Annotated in this window: 15 protein-coding genes; 2 read left to right on the top strand and 13 right to left on the bottom strand. The window is 73.2% G+C overall.

Translation table 11 applies throughout. The features are described from left to right. Positions 1 to 3: 3 nt before the first annotated feature. The 12 genes from Acy02nite_RS09740 to Acy02nite_RS09685 form a co-directional block, all read right to left on the bottom strand. The gene (locus tag Acy02nite_RS09740; protein ID WP_203739610.1) at positions 4 to 1,800 is read right to left on the bottom strand and encodes an ABC transporter ATP-binding protein; all 1,797 of its coding nucleotides are present in this window, start codon (positions 1,798 to 1,800) and stop codon (positions 4 to 6) included. Further along, a complete protein-coding gene (locus Acy02nite_RS09735; protein WP_203739608.1) occupies positions 1,797 to 3,479 on the bottom strand; it encodes an ABC transporter transmembrane domain-containing protein in 1,683 nt (560 codons plus the stop codon). The genes Acy02nite_RS09740 and Acy02nite_RS09735 overlap by 4 nt, the downstream gene beginning before the upstream one ends. Before the next feature lie 42 nt (positions 3,480 to 3,521). Then, positions 3,522 to 3,776, bottom strand: a complete 255-nt coding sequence (locus Acy02nite_RS09730) for a hypothetical protein (RefSeq protein WP_203739606.1) — start codon at positions 3,774 to 3,776, stop codon at positions 3,522 to 3,524. Between the two features lie 67 nt (positions 3,777 to 3,843). Further along, positions 3,844 to 4,896 carry a tRNA (adenosine(37)-N6)-threonylcarbamoyltransferase complex transferase subunit TsaD gene (gene tsaD / locus Acy02nite_RS09725; protein WP_203739604.1) on the bottom strand — a complete coding sequence of 351 codons (1,053 nt, stop codon included), beginning with the start codon at positions 4,894 to 4,896 and terminating at the stop codon, positions 3,844 to 3,846. Between the two features lie 90 nt (positions 4,897 to 4,986). Next, positions 4,987 to 5,424, bottom strand: a complete 438-nt coding sequence (gene rimI, locus Acy02nite_RS09720; protein WP_203739603.1) for a ribosomal protein S18-alanine N-acetyltransferase — start codon at positions 5,422 to 5,424, stop codon at positions 4,987 to 4,989. Continuing rightward, a complete protein-coding gene (gene tsaB / locus Acy02nite_RS09715; protein WP_203739601.1) occupies positions 5,421 to 6,071 on the bottom strand; it encodes a tRNA (adenosine(37)-N6)-threonylcarbamoyltransferase complex dimerization subunit type 1 TsaB in 651 nt (216 codons plus the stop codon). The genes rimI and tsaB overlap by 4 nt, the downstream gene beginning before the upstream one ends. A 9-nt stretch (positions 6,072 to 6,080) precedes the next feature. After that, complete coding sequence (gene ung / locus Acy02nite_RS09710; RefSeq protein ID WP_203739599.1) at positions 6,081 to 6,764, bottom strand: uracil-DNA glycosylase; 684 nt, start codon at positions 6,762 to 6,764, stop codon at positions 6,081 to 6,083. Continuing rightward, entirely contained in the window at positions 6,761 to 7,210 is a 450-nt protein-coding gene (gene tsaE / locus Acy02nite_RS09705; RefSeq protein ID WP_203739597.1) for a tRNA (adenosine(37)-N6)-threonylcarbamoyltransferase complex ATPase subunit type 1 TsaE, read from the bottom strand. Before tsaE ends, ung begins: the two co-directional genes overlap by 4 nt. Further along, positions 7,207 to 8,349: an alpha/beta fold hydrolase gene (locus Acy02nite_RS09700; protein WP_203739592.1), complete on the bottom strand. Its 1,143-nt coding sequence runs from the start codon at positions 8,347 to 8,349 to the stop codon at positions 7,207 to 7,209. Before Acy02nite_RS09700 ends, tsaE begins: the two co-directional genes overlap by 4 nt. Continuing rightward, positions 8,346 to 9,455: an alanine racemase gene (gene alr, locus Acy02nite_RS09695; RefSeq protein ID WP_203739591.1), complete on the bottom strand. Its 1,110-nt coding sequence runs from the start codon at positions 9,453 to 9,455 to the stop codon at positions 8,346 to 8,348. The genes Acy02nite_RS09700 and alr overlap by 4 nt, the downstream gene beginning before the upstream one ends. A 49-nt stretch (positions 9,456 to 9,504) precedes the next feature. Next, positions 9,505 to 10,956: an NAD(P)H-hydrate dehydratase gene (locus Acy02nite_RS09690; RefSeq protein ID WP_203739585.1), complete on the bottom strand. Its 1,452-nt coding sequence runs from the start codon at positions 10,954 to 10,956 to the stop codon at positions 9,505 to 9,507. A 24-nt stretch (positions 10,957 to 10,980) separates the two neighbouring features. After that, the gene (locus Acy02nite_RS09685) at positions 10,981 to 11,349 is read right to left on the bottom strand and encodes a holo-ACP synthase (RefSeq protein ID WP_203739583.1); all 369 of its coding nucleotides are present in this window, start codon (positions 11,347 to 11,349) and stop codon (positions 10,981 to 10,983) included. Between the two features lie 155 nt (positions 11,350 to 11,504). On the opposite strand from Acy02nite_RS09685, the gene Acy02nite_RS09680 reads away from it, so the two are divergent. Together Acy02nite_RS09680 and Acy02nite_RS09675 are read left to right on the top strand one after the other, a co-directional pair. Beyond that, the gene (locus Acy02nite_RS09680) at positions 11,505 to 11,792 is read left to right on the top strand and encodes a hypothetical protein (protein ID WP_203739581.1); all 288 of its coding nucleotides are present in this window, start codon (positions 11,505 to 11,507) and stop codon (positions 11,790 to 11,792) included. Continuing rightward, positions 11,789 to 13,225 (top strand): alpha/beta hydrolase, encoded by a 1,437-nt coding sequence (locus Acy02nite_RS09675; RefSeq protein ID WP_203739579.1) that lies wholly within the window; start codon positions 11,789 to 11,791, stop codon positions 13,223 to 13,225. The genes Acy02nite_RS09680 and Acy02nite_RS09675 overlap by 4 nt, the downstream gene beginning before the upstream one ends. 17 nt (positions 13,226 to 13,242) lie before the next feature. Here the strand turns inward: Acy02nite_RS09675 and glmS are convergent, their stop codons facing one another. Next, positions 13,243 to 15,126 (bottom strand): glutamine--fructose-6-phosphate transaminase (isomerizing), encoded by a 1,884-nt coding sequence (gene glmS, locus Acy02nite_RS09670; protein ID WP_203739577.1) that lies wholly within the window; start codon positions 15,124 to 15,126, stop codon positions 13,243 to 13,245. Positions 15,127 to 15,227 lie beyond the last annotated feature (101 nt).

Genomic DNA, 15,227 nt, shown 5'->3' with positions numbered 1-15,227 from the left:
GTTTCAGAAGGGCGCGTCCTCCCGGGGGCGCGCCCTCGCCATGTCCGGAGGCTTCTCCGGCGCCTCGCCCTGCCAGGAACGCCAGAGCGCGGCGTAGGAACCGTTCGCCGCCACCAGCTCGTCGTGCGAGCCCAGCTCGGTGATCCGGCCGTCCTCCACCACGGCCACCCGGTCCGCGTCGTGCGCGGAGAAGAGCCGGTGCGCGATCGCCACCACGGTCCGCCCGTGCACCACCGCCGCCAGCGACCGTTCCAGGTCCCGCGCCGCCCGCGGGTCGAGCAGCGCGGTCGCCTCGTCCAGCACCAGCGTGTGCGGGTCGGCGAGGATCAGCCGGGCCAGCGCCACCTGCTGCGCCTGAGCCGCGGTCAGCGGATGCCCGCCGTCGCCGACCGGGGTGTCCAGCCCGGCGGGCAGCGCGTCCGACCACTCCAGGGCGTTCACGGCGGCCAGAGCGGTCCGCACGTCCGGCTCCGGCGCGGCCGGGCGGGCCATCGCCACGTTCTCCCGCAGGGTGCCGATGAAGACGTGGTGCTCCTGGCTGACCAGCGCCACCTCGGCGCGCAGCCGGTCCGGGGCGAGCGCGCCGAGCGGCACCCCGCCGACCGTCACGCTGCCCTCGGTGGGCCGGTGGATGCCGGCCAGCAGCCGGCCCAGGGTGGACTTGCCGGCGCCTGAGGGGCCGACCACGGCCAGCCGCTCCCCCGGTCGCAGGGTCAGGTCGACGCCGTGCAACACCTCACGCCCCTCGAGGTAGCCGAAGCGCACCCCGCGCACCTCGATCCGGGTGCCCACCGGCAGCGGCGCGGCCGGACGGGACGGCTCCGGCGCGTCCGCCACGCCGAGCAGCCGGGCCAGCGACGCGGCGCCCACCTGCAGCTCGTCCAGCCAGGAGAGCAGCCTGTCGAGCGGGTGGATCAGCTGCTGGACATAGACGACAGCGGCGGTCAGCTGGCCCAGTGAGACCGCGTGCCGCAGGTAGAGCCAGCCGCCAGCGAGCAGGGTCAGCACCATCGGCAGCACGTAACTGACCTCGATCACCGGCCACCAGATCGTCCGCAGGAACAACGTGTACCGCTCGGCCCGCCACGATCGGCCCAGGTCCCGGTCGGTACGCGCGATCCGCTGCCCCTGCCGCCCGAGCGCCTCCACCGTGCGGGCGCCCTCGACCGTCTCGGCGAGCCCGTCGGTCACCTCCGAGTAGGCCGCGTTCTGCCGCAGATATCCGGCGGGGGCGCGACGGACGTACCACCGGGTCCCGGCGACCGTGATCGGCACGCCGATCAGCAGCGGAGCGGCCAGGATCGGGCTGACCGCGACCAGCGCGACCACCACCAGGCCACCGGTGAGCAGGGCGATCAGCGTCTCCGGCACGGCCAGCCGGACGCACCGGGAGAGGGCGTCGACATCCCGGGTGGTACGTGTCAGCAGGTCCCCGGTCCCCGCCGACTCCACCGTTCCGAGCGGCAGCGTGAGCACCCGGGCGATGAACTCCTCCCGCAACTCGGCCAGCACCTGCTCGCCGAGCCGGGCCGAGGCGAGATACGCGAACCGGATCAGCACGGCCTGCAGCAGCACGAACCCGGCCAGCGCGGTGGCGAGCCGGTTCAGCTCGGCCACCTGCGCCGACCGCTGGACGGCCTGCACCAGGTCGCCGAGCAGCCAGGGCCCGGCGAGGCCGGCCAGCGCGGCGAGCAGGTGCAGCCCGATGGTGGCGCGGAACATGCCGGGGTGGGTGCGGAACAACGATCGGGCGTAACGCCAGGCCTGGGAACGGCCGGCGACAGGGAGTGCATGCGTCACGGCTGCTCCTCGCGGAGGACCACGCGGGCGTACCGCGGCTCCGAGTCCAGCAGCTCGTGATGGGTCCCGGCGGCTGCCACCCGTCCCCGTTCCAGGTAGAGCACCCGGTCGGTGTGCCCCAGCACGAGCGGGCTGGAGGTGCAGACGACGGTGGTACGCCCGGAGCGTACGGCCCGGAGCCGCTCGGCGATCCGCGCCTCGGTGTGCGCGTCGACCGCGTTGGTCGGCTCGACCAGGATCAGGATCTCCGGGTCCGCGACCAGTGCCCGGACCAGTCGCAGCCGCTGCTGCTGGCCGCCGGAGAAGGAGCGGCCACGCTCGGCGACCACGCTGTCCAAGCCGTCCGGCAGACCGTCCACGATGTCCTGCGCGGCGGCCGCCTCCAGCGCCTCGTCGAGCCGGCCGCCGCGGTCCGGATCCAGATCGGCCCGTAAGCGCCCGGAGAAGAGCCGGGCGTCGTTCTCCGCCACCAGGATGTGTTCCCGCAGCCCGGCCGGGGGCAGACACCCCAGTGGGATCCCGCCGAGCTCGGCGCCGGCGGCGTAACCACCGAGGCGCTCGGCGATCCGGGCCGTGTCCGCCGGGTCCTCGGTCACGATCGCGGTGAGCAGTCCGGGCACGACCCGCACCCCCGAGTCCGGGTCGGTCAGGTCCCCCGATGGTCGTTCCGCCGGGGACTGCGGCGGCGTGCCGCGGGACAGCCCGAGCAGCTTCACCACCCGGCGGGCCGACACGTGGCCGCGGGTCACCTTGTCGATCGACTCGGTGAGCTGACGCAGCGGCGCGACCAGGAACGCGGCGTACGCGTAGAACGACACCAGCTGGCCCACGGTGATCCGCCCGTCCGCCGCGAACCGGGCGCCCAGCCACGTCACCAGGACCAGGAACGTTCCGGGCAGCAGGACCTGGGCCGCTTCCAGCAGGGACTCGACGGTGGCCGTCCGTACGCCGGCCGCGCGAAGCGCCTGCGACCGGGCGCGATAGCGCGCCACCATGACCGCCTCCCCGCCCACCCCGCGCAACACCCGCAGCCCGGTGACCAGGTCGGCGGCCTGACCGGTCAGCCGGCCCTGCTGCTCCCGGTACGCCTGCTGCCGGCGGTGCAGCGGACGGATCAGTCCACCCACGACAGCCATCAGCGCCGGCACGCCGATCAGCACCACCAGCCCGAGCGGCACCGACGTGTGCAACAGCAGCAGCGTCACGATGCTGACCGCCAGCACCGCGCCCGTCCCCCGCGACGCGACGTCGACCGCGCCGCCGATGTGCGTGACATCAGCGGTGCCGATCGCCACCACCTCGCCGGTCTCCAGGCGACGCGGCAGCGACGAGCCGAGCAGGTTCGCCTGCCGGACCGTCACCTGCACGGTCCGGAAACTCGCGCCGAGCCAGTTGTAGATCGAGAAACGGTGCCGGCTGATCCCGGTCAGCGCCTGCACGACGCCGGCCACGAGCAGCACCAGACCCCAGCCGAGCAACGCGCCGCCACGCTCCTCGGCCGCCGCGTCGATGGCCCGGCCGACCATCGCCGGAACCAGGGACTGGCACGCCATCCAGGCGACCGAGAGAACGATGCCGATGACGATCGTCATACGGGAGCGCCGGACCAGCCAGCTCAGAAAACGGGTGGCGGAACGGGCGTCGGGCAGGCCGGGATCGGCCACGGGCAATCTGCGCATCAGGCCCCGACGGTACGGCCGCCGGGCCCGTGGAGCGACCGCTCAGCGATCGACGGGAGTGAAATCCCAGACGTGCGGAGCGCGTGCTACCAGCTTCTCCGGCGGCGTCGGCAGGCTCTCCGGGGTGTTGCGCCATTTGGTGATGACGACGATGCGATGATCAGTGGACGAATAGACGTCACTCGACACATGTTGTGGCAGCACCTCCACGCTGGGCACCGCCGTGTCGCAGACCCAGCTCAGCAGCTCGTCGAAGCCGCTGCGCGAGGCCCGCACCTCCCACATCCGCGCGATCATGCTCGCTGTCTACCCCGGATCACGATCAGAATCAAACCCGCTTCTCCCGTACGGCGACGAGCCGCCCTCACCCGGGGACGCTCACCGCCGTCAAACTCATCGCGGAGTCGGCGGGCAGGTCCAGCCGGCTCGGCGCGACACCGGCGGCGACCAGGTGCGAGCCGAGCGCCGCCACCATCGCGCCGTTGTCGGTGCACAGCTGCGGCCGTGGCACCCGCACCACGATCCCGTGCTTGGCCGCCCGCTCCTCGGCCAGCACCCGCAGCCGCGAGTTCGCCGCCACGCCCCCGCCGATCACCAGCGTGCCGACCCCGTTGCTCAGACACGCGTCGATCGCCTTGGTGGTGAGCACGTCGACCACCGCCTCCTGGAAGCTCGCCGAGACGTCGGCCACCGGCACCGGCTCGCCGGCCCGCTCACGCGCCTCCACCCAGCGGGCCACTGCCGTCTTCAGCCCGGAGAACGAGAAGTCGAACCGGTGCGCGGCCTGATCCTTCGGCGCGGTCAGCCCCCGCGGGAACGCGATCGACCCCGGATCGCCCGCACGCGCCGAACGGTCGATGATCGGCCCGCCCGGGAAGCCCAGCCCCAGCAGCCGCGCCACCTTGTCGAACGCCTCGCCGGCCGCGTCGTCGATGGTCGCGCCGAGCGGCGTCACGCCCGCCGTCAGGTCGTCGACCAGCAGCAACGACGAATGGCCGCCGGAGACGAGCATCGCGATCGCCGGCTCGGGCAGCGGGCCGTGCTCCAACGTGTCCACCGCCACGTGCGCGGCCAGGTGGTTCACGCCGTAGATCGGTTTCTCGGCGGCCAGCGCATACCCCTTGGCGGCGGCCACCCCGACCAGCAGCGCGCCGGCCAGCCCCGGCCCGCTCGTCACGGCGATCGCGTCGATGTCGGCCAGGGTGACGCCGGCCTCGTCCAGCGCCCGCTGCATGGTGGGCACCAGCGCCTCCAGGTGCGCGCGGCTGGCCACCTCTGGCACCACGCCGCCGAAGCGGGCATGCTGATCCACACTGGACGCGAGCGCGTCGGCGAGCAGGGTGTGGCCGCGGACGATGCCGATGCCGGTCTCGTCGCAGGAGGTCTCGATCCCGAGGACCAGGGGCTCGTCACGCATCGCGCGTCACCACCGTCACGATCCGCAGGATCACGGGCTCGTCACGCATCGCGCGCCACCACCGTCTTGATCCGGAGGGCCAGGGGCTCGTCACGCATCTCGCATCATCACCAGGGCGTCAGTGTTGCTGGGTTGGTAGTAGCCGCGCCGGATGCCGACCGGCTCGAAGTCGTAAGTGGCATAGAGCTTCTGCGCCGCGTGGTTGTCCACCGCCACCTCGAGCAGTGTCCGACCGACCCGGTTCCGCTCCGCCTCGGCCAGGAGGTTCTCGAGCAGGGCCCGGCCGATGCCGAGCCGCTGGGCGTCACGCCGGACCGCGATGTTCTGCACCCAGGACTCCTCGCGGTCCACGATGGAGAGACCGGCATAGCCCACCAGGGCGTCCTTCTCCAGGGCCACGACGTAGTGGTTGCGCTGGGCCAGCTCGTTCCAGAACATGGCGGCCGACCATTTCTCCGGGCCGAAGAGGTCCTCCTCCAGCGGCAGCACGTCGTCGATGTGCCACCAGCGGAACCGTTCGATCCTCACGTCAGCACCGGCTTGCGGCCCGCCGGCTCGACGGCGTCCGGGCGACGCAGGTAGAGCGGGGTGAGGATCTCGCTGGGCGCCCCGGCCCGGACCCGATCGGCCGCGATCGCGACGAGAGCCGCGCCGGACGGGTAGAGCAGGTGCTCCTCCACCGGCACACCGAAGTCATACTTCAGCGCGCCCTCACCAGCCGATTTGTCGACGTTTACCGCGACATCCGCTGGCTTCGCAACATCAGGACCACTTTCCCGTACGCCGTCGGCATACGTCGCGTAATACACCTCACGGCGGCGCGCGTCCGTCGCGATCAGCACCCGGCCCGGCCCCGCGGCCCGGCCCAGCGCGTCCAGCGAGCACACCCCGTACGTCGGGATGCCGAGCGCCTGACCCATGCTCGCGGCCGTGGCCAGCCCGACCCGCAGACCGGTGAACGGCCCGGGGCCGAGACCGGCCACGATCGCGGTCAGGTCACGTGGCCGCAAGCCGGCCTCGGCGAGAACCGCCGCGATCTCCGGCGCCAGCTTCTCGCCGTGCGCCCGGGGATCGACGGTGCGGCTCTCCGCCACGCCGAACAGGCCGTCCGCGGTGACCTCGATGAGCGCCGCCGTCGACGCCGGCGTGGCGGTGTCCAGAGCCAGAACAAGCACGGAAAGAGCCTAGTCGGTCGCCCGCGGGTCCCAGTTGATGACCGGGCGCCCACCGTCCGCGAGGGCCTTGTTCGCCGCGCTGAACGGGCGGCTGCCGAGGAAACCGGCCGGGTTCATCGGGCTCGGGTGGCCGGCCTCGATCACCGCGTGCACCGGGTTCGTGACCAGGACCGCCTTCTTCTTCGCGTAGTTGCCCCAGAGCAGGAAGACGACCCGCTCGTCCCGCTCGTTCAGCGCCCGGATCGTCGCGTCGGTGAACGTCTCCCAGCCCTTGTTGGCGTGCGAGGCGGCCTTGCCGGCCCGAACCGTGAGCACCGCGTTGAGCAGCAGCACGCCCTGCTGCGCCCAGCCGCTCAGGTTGCCGCTCTTGGGCGGGGCGATGTTCACGTCCTCGGAGAGCTCCTTGAACACGTTGCGCAGCGACGGCGGCACCCGCACGCCGTCACGCACGCTGAAGCTCAGCCCGTGCGCCTGGCCCGCGCCGTGGTACGGGTCCTGGCCCAGGATCAGCACCCGGGTCTGCTCCGGCAGGCACAGCCGGTACGCCGAGAACAGGTCCTCCACCGGTGGGTAGACGGTGTGCTCGGCATACTCCGCGGCGACGAACTCGCCCAGCGCGGCCGTCGCCTTCTCGTCCAGGAAGGGGGCCAGCTCGGTGCGCCACTCGCCGGGAAGCAGCTCGGTCAGGTTCACATTCTCTCCAGTCGTCGGGCCCAGTCGCCGCCGTGCGGAACCAGTTCGATCACTCGGGTGTCGTCGTCCAGCCGGTCGATGGTGACCAGCAGGTATTCGTCGTTCAGTTGCTCGACCAGGCCGGCGCCCCACTCCACCACGGTGACCGCCTCGTCGGCGGAGGCGTCCAGGTCCAGGTCGTCGATCTCGGCGCGCGGGTCGGGACGATCCCCCAGCCGGTACGCGTCCGCGTGCACCATCGGCACCGGACCGCGATGCACCCGGGCGATCACGAACGTGGGCGAGGTGATCGGCCCGTGCACGCCCAGCCCCGCCCCGATGCCCTGGGCCAGCGCGGTCTTGCCGGCCCCGAGCGGGCCGGCGAGCAGCACCAGGTCGCCCGGGCGCAGCACGGCGGCGAGGCGGCGGCCGAACGCCTGCGTCTCCTCGACGGTGGTCAGCTTCACGAGATCTTCTCCAGGAACGGGATCAGGGCCGCGTTCACCTCGTCGGCCTTCTCCAGCATCACCACGTGCCCGCTGTTCTCGACCTTCAGCAGCTCAGCCTCGGGGAGCACCTTGATGATCTCCTCCGAGTGGGTGACCGGGGTCAGGTAGTCCCGGGTGCCGACGACCACGAGGACCGGGACGCCGCGCAGGGCGGAGAGGGCCGGCAGGCGGCTGTGCCGGTAGAGGGTGTTCAGGTACTTGGTGAGCGTCTCCACCGAGGTCTTGGAGTTCATGCTCTCCACGAACGTGACCAGGGACGGGCTGGGCTGGGCGTCGCCGAACCCGTACCGCCGGGTGAGCAGCCAGGCCAGGTCCGACGAGGCCACCCGGGCCCGGTCGATGGTGCCGCCGCCCAGCTTGGCCGCCTTGTCCCAGAGCGGGAAGAACGGCGAGCTGAACCGGGCCACCACGTTGCTCACGCCGAGGGTCGCCTTGTCGAAGAGGCCGGCCGAGGTGGACATCAGCACGACGCCGGTCACCCGGTTGCCGAACCACTCCGGGAACTGCTCGGCGAACGCCATGATCGTCATGCCGCCCATCGAGTGGCCGACCAGGATGATGTGGCCCTCCGGCACCGTCGCGTCCAAGACCGCGGCCAGCGATCTGCCGAGCGCGGCTATGTCGTACGTCCCGGATTGCAGTTTCGAGGAGCGACCGTGGCCGGGCTGGTCGTAGAAGACCAGCCGGTGATCGCCGCGCTCGGCGAGCGCCTTGCGCTGGAAGTAGAAGGTGCCCATGTCGAGGGCGAAGCCGTGGACGAAGACGATCGTCGGCTTGACCTTGACCTCGTCCTTCTCGGCTCTCTCCGGCTTCTTGCGGCCGAGCCAGCGCCGGGCGGGCGGCTCGGCCGGCTCCTCCGGAAGCTTCGGATCGACGATCTCCACGTGCAGCTCGGTGCCGTCGGCCGCGGTCACCGTCAGGCCCTCGTCGAACGGCTGATCACCGAACGGCTCGTCCACATAGGGATCGCCCGGCTTGTTGACCGACCGCCGCACCAGCACCCGCTCCACCGCGAACGCGGTGGCCAGCCCGGCGGCCGCCACCCCGACCACGGCGCCGGCGATGCCCGCTGTCCGGGCAGCTCGCGACGGGCTCACGCGATCTCCCCGACATGGACCCGCGGCACCCGGCTGCTGCCGAACCGCGTGACGATCTCGTAGTTGATCGTGCCGGTGGCCTCGGCCCAGTCGTCGGCACTCGGACCGCCGTCGCCGAAGAGCGTCACCACGTCACCGGCCGCGACGGGCGCGTCACCGACGTCCACCACGAACTGGTCCATGCAGACCCGCCCGGCGATCCGCGCGGTGACCTCCCCCACCCGCACCGGCCCGGCGCTGGACGCATGACGTGGCACGCCGTCGCCATAGCCCAGCGGAATCACGGCCAGGGTCGTCTCCCGCGCCGTGTGATAGGTCAGCCCGTAGGAGACGCCCTGCCCCTGCGGCACCCGTTTGGTCAGCGTCACCCGGGCCCGGGCGGTCATGGCGGGCCGCAGCCCGTAGGTCTGCCCGGCGATGGGCGACAACCCGTACGCCGCGATCCCGACCCGGACCAGGTCGAAATGCGCGTCCGGCCGGGTCAGCGTGGCCGCCGAGTTCGCGATGTGCCGGTAGCGCGGGGCCAGCCCGTAACGCCCGGCCAGCTCCAGCCCGGCGGTGAACGCGGCGAGCTGCCGGTCGATCGACTCGTGGCCCGGCTCGTCGGCGCAGGCGAAGTGGCTCCACACGCCGACCACCTCGACGTCACCGCCGGCCTGCGCCTTGGCCGCCGCCTCGAACAGCGCCGGCCACTCCGACGGCACCGCACCCCCGCGGGCCAGCCCGGTGTCCAGCTTCAGGTGCACCCGGGCCGGCCGCCCGGCGGTGCGCGCGGCGGTGACCAGCTCGGCGATCAGATCGGGGGTGGCGGCGCTCAGATCGATGCCCGCCTCGACACCCTCGTGCAGCGGCAGCCCGGGCGCGAGCAGCCAGGCGAGCACGCGGGCCTCGATGCCGGCCCGGCGCAGCTCCAGCGCCTCACCCAGGGTGGCCACCCCGAGCCAGGTCGCGCCGCCGGCCACCGCGGCGCGGCTCGCCGGGACGAGACCATGCCCGTAGGCGTCCGCCTTGACGGCGACCAGCACCTCGGCGGAGGTGCGGGCGCGCAGCAACGCGACGTTGTCCCGGATGGCGTCCAGATCGACGCGGACTTCGGCCTGCCACATGCCATCCACCCTACTGAGGGGTACGACAGTTTCGTCTCGGGCCGGGTGGCTACCCCAGCAGGCCGGCCAGCACGGGACGCAGCGCGGCGGCGATGTCGGGCGCGGTGACCGGCCCGTTCTCCGCCGCGTGCCGGCCGGCCAGCCCGTGCACGTACGCCGCGGTGACCGCCGCCCGGACGGCCGGCAGCCCCGCCGCCAGCAGCGAGCCGAGCAGCCCGGCCAGCACGTCCCCACTGCCCGCGGTGGCCAGCGCCGGGCTGCCGGTCGGGTTCGCCCAGATCTCGCCGCCCGGCGTCGCCACGATCGTCCGGTCGCCCTTGAGCAGCACCACCGCGTTCGTCCAGGCGGCCAGCCGCGCCGCGGCCGCCATCCGGTCGGCGCCCGGCGCCTCCCCGGCCAGCCGCTTGAACTCGCCGTCGTGCGGGGTCAGCACCAGCGGCGCGTCCCGGCGCAGGTCCTCGGCGTGCTCGCCGCCGACCAGCAGGGTGATCGCGTCCGCGTCCAGCAGGACCGGCAGCGAGGTGGCCAGCACGCTGCGCAGCTCGGTGCGGGCGTCCGCCCCGGTCCCGAGCCCGGAGCCGCAGACCCAGGCCTGCACCCGCCCGGCGTCGGCGACCCGCCGCGCGGCGACCACCGAGGGATGCGCGCGGACGACCTCCTCCTGCGCGCTGCCGGCGTACCGCACCATCCCGGTCGGGCCGGCCAGCGCCCCGGAGGTGGAGAGCAGCGCGGCGCCCGGGTACTGCGCCGAGCCGGTGGCCAGGCCGACCACGCCGCGCGTGTACTTGTCCGAGGCCGCTCCCGGGCGCGGCCACCATTCGGCGATGTCCTGCGAGTCCGCCACGCGCACCGCCGGGTCGGTGACCAGGTTCGGCCCCAGCCCGATGTCGACCAGCTCGACCTGCCCGCAGCGAGGCGCCGCCGGGCCGACCAGGTGCGCCGGTTTGAGACAGCCGAAGGTCACTGTGACATCCGCGGTCACCGCGTCGCCGGGCACGTCACCGGTGTCGACCCGCACCCCGCTCGGCACGTCCACCGCGACGATCAACGGCCTTTCCCCGGTACGCCCGCGCAGGTCACCGAGGCACGCGACGATCGCCGCCGCGGGCTGTCGCAGGCCGCCGGACGCGCCGATCCCGACGATGCCGTCCACCACGAGGTCGGCACGGGCGGGCAGGTCCACGGTGGTGAACCCGCCGGCCCGGCGCAGCGCCGCGAGCCCGGCCAGGTGCACCCGGTCCGGGTTGAGCAGCAGCGCGCGCACCTGGGCGCCCCGGGCAGCCAGCGCCGCCCCGGCGAAGAGCGCGTCGCCACCGTTGTCACCGCTGCCGACCAGCAGCAGCACCCGGGAGCCGTAGACCCCGCCGGTCGGCTCCAGCAGCAGCGCGCAGCGCCGGGCCAGTCCGGCCGCGGCGCGCCGCATCAGCGTGCCCTCCGGCAGCGTCGCCATCAGCGTCTTCTCCGCCGCGCGTACGTCGGCGACCCGCCAGGCAAGGCGCATGCTGTCCTCCTAGGCTTCCGCCTCCTAGGCTTCCGCGACGACCATCGCGGAGGCGATGCCGCCGTCGTGGGACAGCGACAGATGCCATCGATTGATGCCGCGCTCCGAGGCGGCGGCGGCGACCGTACCCGAAACGGTCAACCAGGGCCGCCCGTCCGGATCGGTGACGATCTCGCAATCGTGCCAGCGCAGCCCGGCCGGCGCGCCGAGGGCCTTGGCGACCGCCTCCTTCGCGGCGAACCGGGCGGCCAGCGACTCCGGCGAACGCGGGTTCCCCGAGCCGGTCAGCCGCTCCTCCTCGGTGAACAGCCGGTCGGTGAGCAGCGGCGTCCGCTCCAGCGCTTGGGCGAAGCGGTCCACCAGGACGACGTCGATGCCGACAGACACGATCACAACGGACACCCTAGGCCCTGGATCGCGGATCGGGTGGGAGCGAGGCGAGGTGCAGGGGGTGGCCGGGCCCACCCGTCGGGTGTCTGTGGATGACCCCCTCGGGGTTGTCCACAGGGCGTCCCGGAGCCCCGGGGAGAACGCCTAGCCTCGCCGCCATGAATCCCGACCTCGACGTCGACACGCAGCAACTGCGGGACACCGCCACCGCGACCGGCGCCACCGCGGCCCGGGTGCGGGAGGCAGCCGCCGCGGCGCCGTCACCCGTGCCCGGCCCGCGCTGGGCGGCCGTCGACGCCACCGCCTCCATCACCGACGCCGCCGTGCGTGCCCTGCGCGACCTCGGTGCCGCCCTCACCGACACCGTCACCCTGATCACGACCACGATCGCCGGGTACGACGATGCCGACGCCCGTGCCGCGGCGCGGCTGCGAGGGGCCCGTTGAGCGTCGTCACCTACCACCGCCTGCGCGCCACCGATCCGGCCCGCTGGAGCGCCGCCGCCCTCGCCTGGCGCCGCTGGGCCGCGCTCACGGGCGCGCTCTGCGGCGAGTTCGGTCCCCTGGTCGACCGGTTGCGTGCGGCCTGGTCGGGCGCGGCCGCCGACGCCGCGGTCACCCGGCTGGGCACGCTCCGCCGCCGGCTCGTGCTGTTCCGGCTGCTCTGCTGGCGAGCCGATCAAGTGCTGTCCGAGCTCTCGGCCGCGCTGTCCCGGGCCCGGGTGCTGCTCGACCGCGCCCGTGCCGCGGCCGGTGGCGCCGAGCCCGCCCTGGACCGGCCCGACCTGGCCGGCGCCCTGCGGGTGGCCGAGTCCGCCGATGCGAGCGCCACGGCCCGGCTCGCCGAGCTGGCGGCGCTGCCGGTGGCGCCGGGCGAGCGACGACGGCCGGACTGCACTGCCACCCCGGCCCAGGTCCGGCAGTGGTGGGACGGGCTGTCCCCGGCCGAGCGGATGTGGCTGCTCGGCAACGAGCCGGGCACGGTCGCCGGGCTGGACGGGGTTCCGGTCGCCGACCGGGATCTGGCGAACCGGCTGCTGCTCGCGGACCGGCGCGACCAGCTGCTGCGCACGGGCGCTGACGCGGGCAAGCTGCGCGGGCTGGACCGGCTCGCCGGGCGTCTCGAGAGCGAGGGCGGGCCCCGGGCGTACCTGCTGGGCCTGGATGTCGGGAATGACGGCACGGCGGTGGTCGCCTTCGGTGACCCGGACCGCGCCGCGAACGTGCTGACCCATGTGCCGGGGATGACCTCCGACCTGGCCGGGCTTGATCACGAGCTGGTCCGTGCCGAGCGGGTCGCGGCCCGCGCCACCGAGCTGGGCCCGGCCACGGCGACCAGTGCGGTGGTGTGGCTGGGCTACGACGCGCCGGATTTCCTGCAGGAGGCCTGGTCGGCGCGGCAGGCCGAGGAGGGCGCCGTCGGGCTGCGCCGGTTCCAGGAGGGGTTGCGGGCCAGCCACGACGGGCCGGCGGCGACGCAGACCGTGCTCGGGCACAGCTACGGATCGCTGGTGGTCGGCAAGGCGGCGACCGGGGCGCTGGACGCGGACCGGGTGGTCTTCGTCGGCTCGCCCGGGGTCGGCGCCGACTCGGTGAGGGAGCTGACCGTCCCGGCCGACCGGGTGTTCGCGTCGACGTCGATCAGCGACCCGATCCAGTACACGGCGGTCTCGCCCGGGACCGCCGTCCGCCACCTGCTGCCGGCGCCGCCGCCCACCGGGCCGGCCGACGAGCTGTGGTTCGGGCACAACCCGGGCGACGAGAGGTTCGGCGCGCGGGTCTTCAGCAGCCAGTGGGACGCCGGCCACCTGGGTTACTGGGACCGGGGCAAGCCGGCCCTCGACGCCCTCGCCCGGATCACCCTGGGCGGGGCGCCATGAGGGCCGGCTTCAGCGGATCACTCGACGGTGACCGACTTCGCCAGGTTGCGGGGCTGGTCCACGTCGTTACCGCGGGCCGCGGCGATCTCGCAGGCCAGGATCTGCAGCGGCACGGTCGTCATCAGCGGCGCGAGCAGGGTCGGCGTCGGCGGCACCATGATCAGGTGGTCGGCGAAGGCCGCGACGTCGTCGTCACCCTCCTCGGCGATCACGATGGTCCGGGCGCCACGGGCGCGGACCTCCTGGATGTTGGAGACGACCTTGTCGCGCATCACGCCGCGGCCGGCCGGCGACGGCACCACGCAGACCACCGCGGTGCCCTGGTCGATCAACGAGATCGGGCCGTGCTTGAGCTCACCGGCGGCGAAGCCCTCGGCGTGCATGTAGGCGAGCTCCTTGAGCTTGAGCGCGCCCTCCAGGGCCACCGGGAAGCCGACGTGACGGCCGATGAACAGGACCGTGGACGCGGTCGACAGGTCCCGCCCGAGAGCGCGGACGTCCTCCATCCGGGCCAGCAGGGTGCGCAGGCTGTCCGGGGTGGCGCGCAGCTTCTCGACCACGGCGGCGACCTCGTCGGCGTACATCACGCCACGGATCTGGGCCAGGTGCAGGCCGATCAGGTAACAGGCGACCAGCTGGGTCAGGAACGCCTTGGTCGAGGCGACGGCGATCTCCGGCCCGCCGTGGGTGTAAAGGACGGCGTCCGACTCGCGCGGGATGGTCGAGCCGTTGGAGTTGCAGATGGCGAGCACCCGGGCCTTCTGCTCCTTGGCGTGCCGCAGCGCCATCAGGGTGTCCATGGTCTCGCCGGACTGGCTGATCACGATGACCAGGGTGGACCGGTCCAGGATCGGGTCGCGGTAGCGGAACTCGCTGGCCAGCTCCACCTCGCAGGGGATGCGCACCCAGTGCTCGATGGCGTACTTCGCGACCATGCCGGCGTGGAACGACGTGCCGCAGGCCACGATGAACACCTTGTCCACGTCCCGCAGGTCCTGGTCGGTGAGCCGGACCTCGTCCAGGATGATCTCGCCGCGCTCGCTGAGCCGGCCGAGCAGCGTGTCGGCGATGGCCTGCGGCTGCTCGGCGATCTCCTTGAGCATGAAGTACTCGTAGCCACCCTTCTCCGCGGCGGACAGGTCCCAGTTGACGTGGAACTCCTGACCGGCGGCCGGGTTGCCGTCGAAGTCGGTGATCTCGATGCCGGCCGGCGTGATCAGGACGACCTGGTCCTGACCCAGCTCGACCGCCTCGCGGGTGTGCTCGATGAACGCCGAGACGTCACTGGCCAGGAAGTACTCCCCCTCGCCGCGGCCGACCACCAGCGGCGAGTTGCGCCGGGCCGCGACCACCGCGTCGGGCACCTCGACGTCGACCGCGAGCAGCGTGAACGCGCCCTCCAGCCGGCGCACGACGCGACGCATGCCCTCGGCGAGCAGCGCGGGGCTGTCCTGCCCGCCGGCCGCCCGCAGCGCGCGCATCTCCGCGGCGAGCAGGTGCGCCGCGCACTCGGTGTCGGTGTCGCTGCGGAACTCGATGCCGTCGGCCTCGAGCTCGGCGCGCAGCCGGGAGAAGTTCTCGATGATGCCGTTGTGGATGACGGCGACCCGGCCGTCGGCGGAGAGGTGCGGGTGGGCGTTGCGGTCGGTCGGCCCGCCGTGGGTGGCCCACCGGGTGTGCCCGATGGCCGTGCGCCCGGCGGCGATGCCGTCCGCGGCCCGCTCGGCGAGCGCCTTCTCCAGGTTGGCCAGCTTGCCGGCCCGCTTCTCGGTGCGCACCACGCCACCGTCGATGACGGCGACCCCGGCGGAGTCATACCCCCGGTACTCCAGCCGGCGGAGTCCATCGAGAACGATGCTCAATGCCGGGCGATTGCCTACGTAACCAACGATCCCACACATGCCGGGCAGCGTAGCCGACTTTCGCGCAAACGTCATGCTCGAGAAGCACTCTTACGAGCATCGTACGTGATCGGAAACATAGACCGCGCGGTGGGCACTCG

Origin of the sequence: Actinoplanes cyaneus (assembly GCF_016862095.1) — a bacterium.
In the GTDB taxonomy this organism is placed as follows: domain Bacteria; phylum Actinomycetota; class Actinomycetes; order Mycobacteriales; family Micromonosporaceae; genus Actinoplanes; species Actinoplanes cyaneus.
The sequence above is the reverse complement of the archived record's forward strand: the minus strand, read 5'-3'. Positions and strand labels throughout refer to the sequence as shown.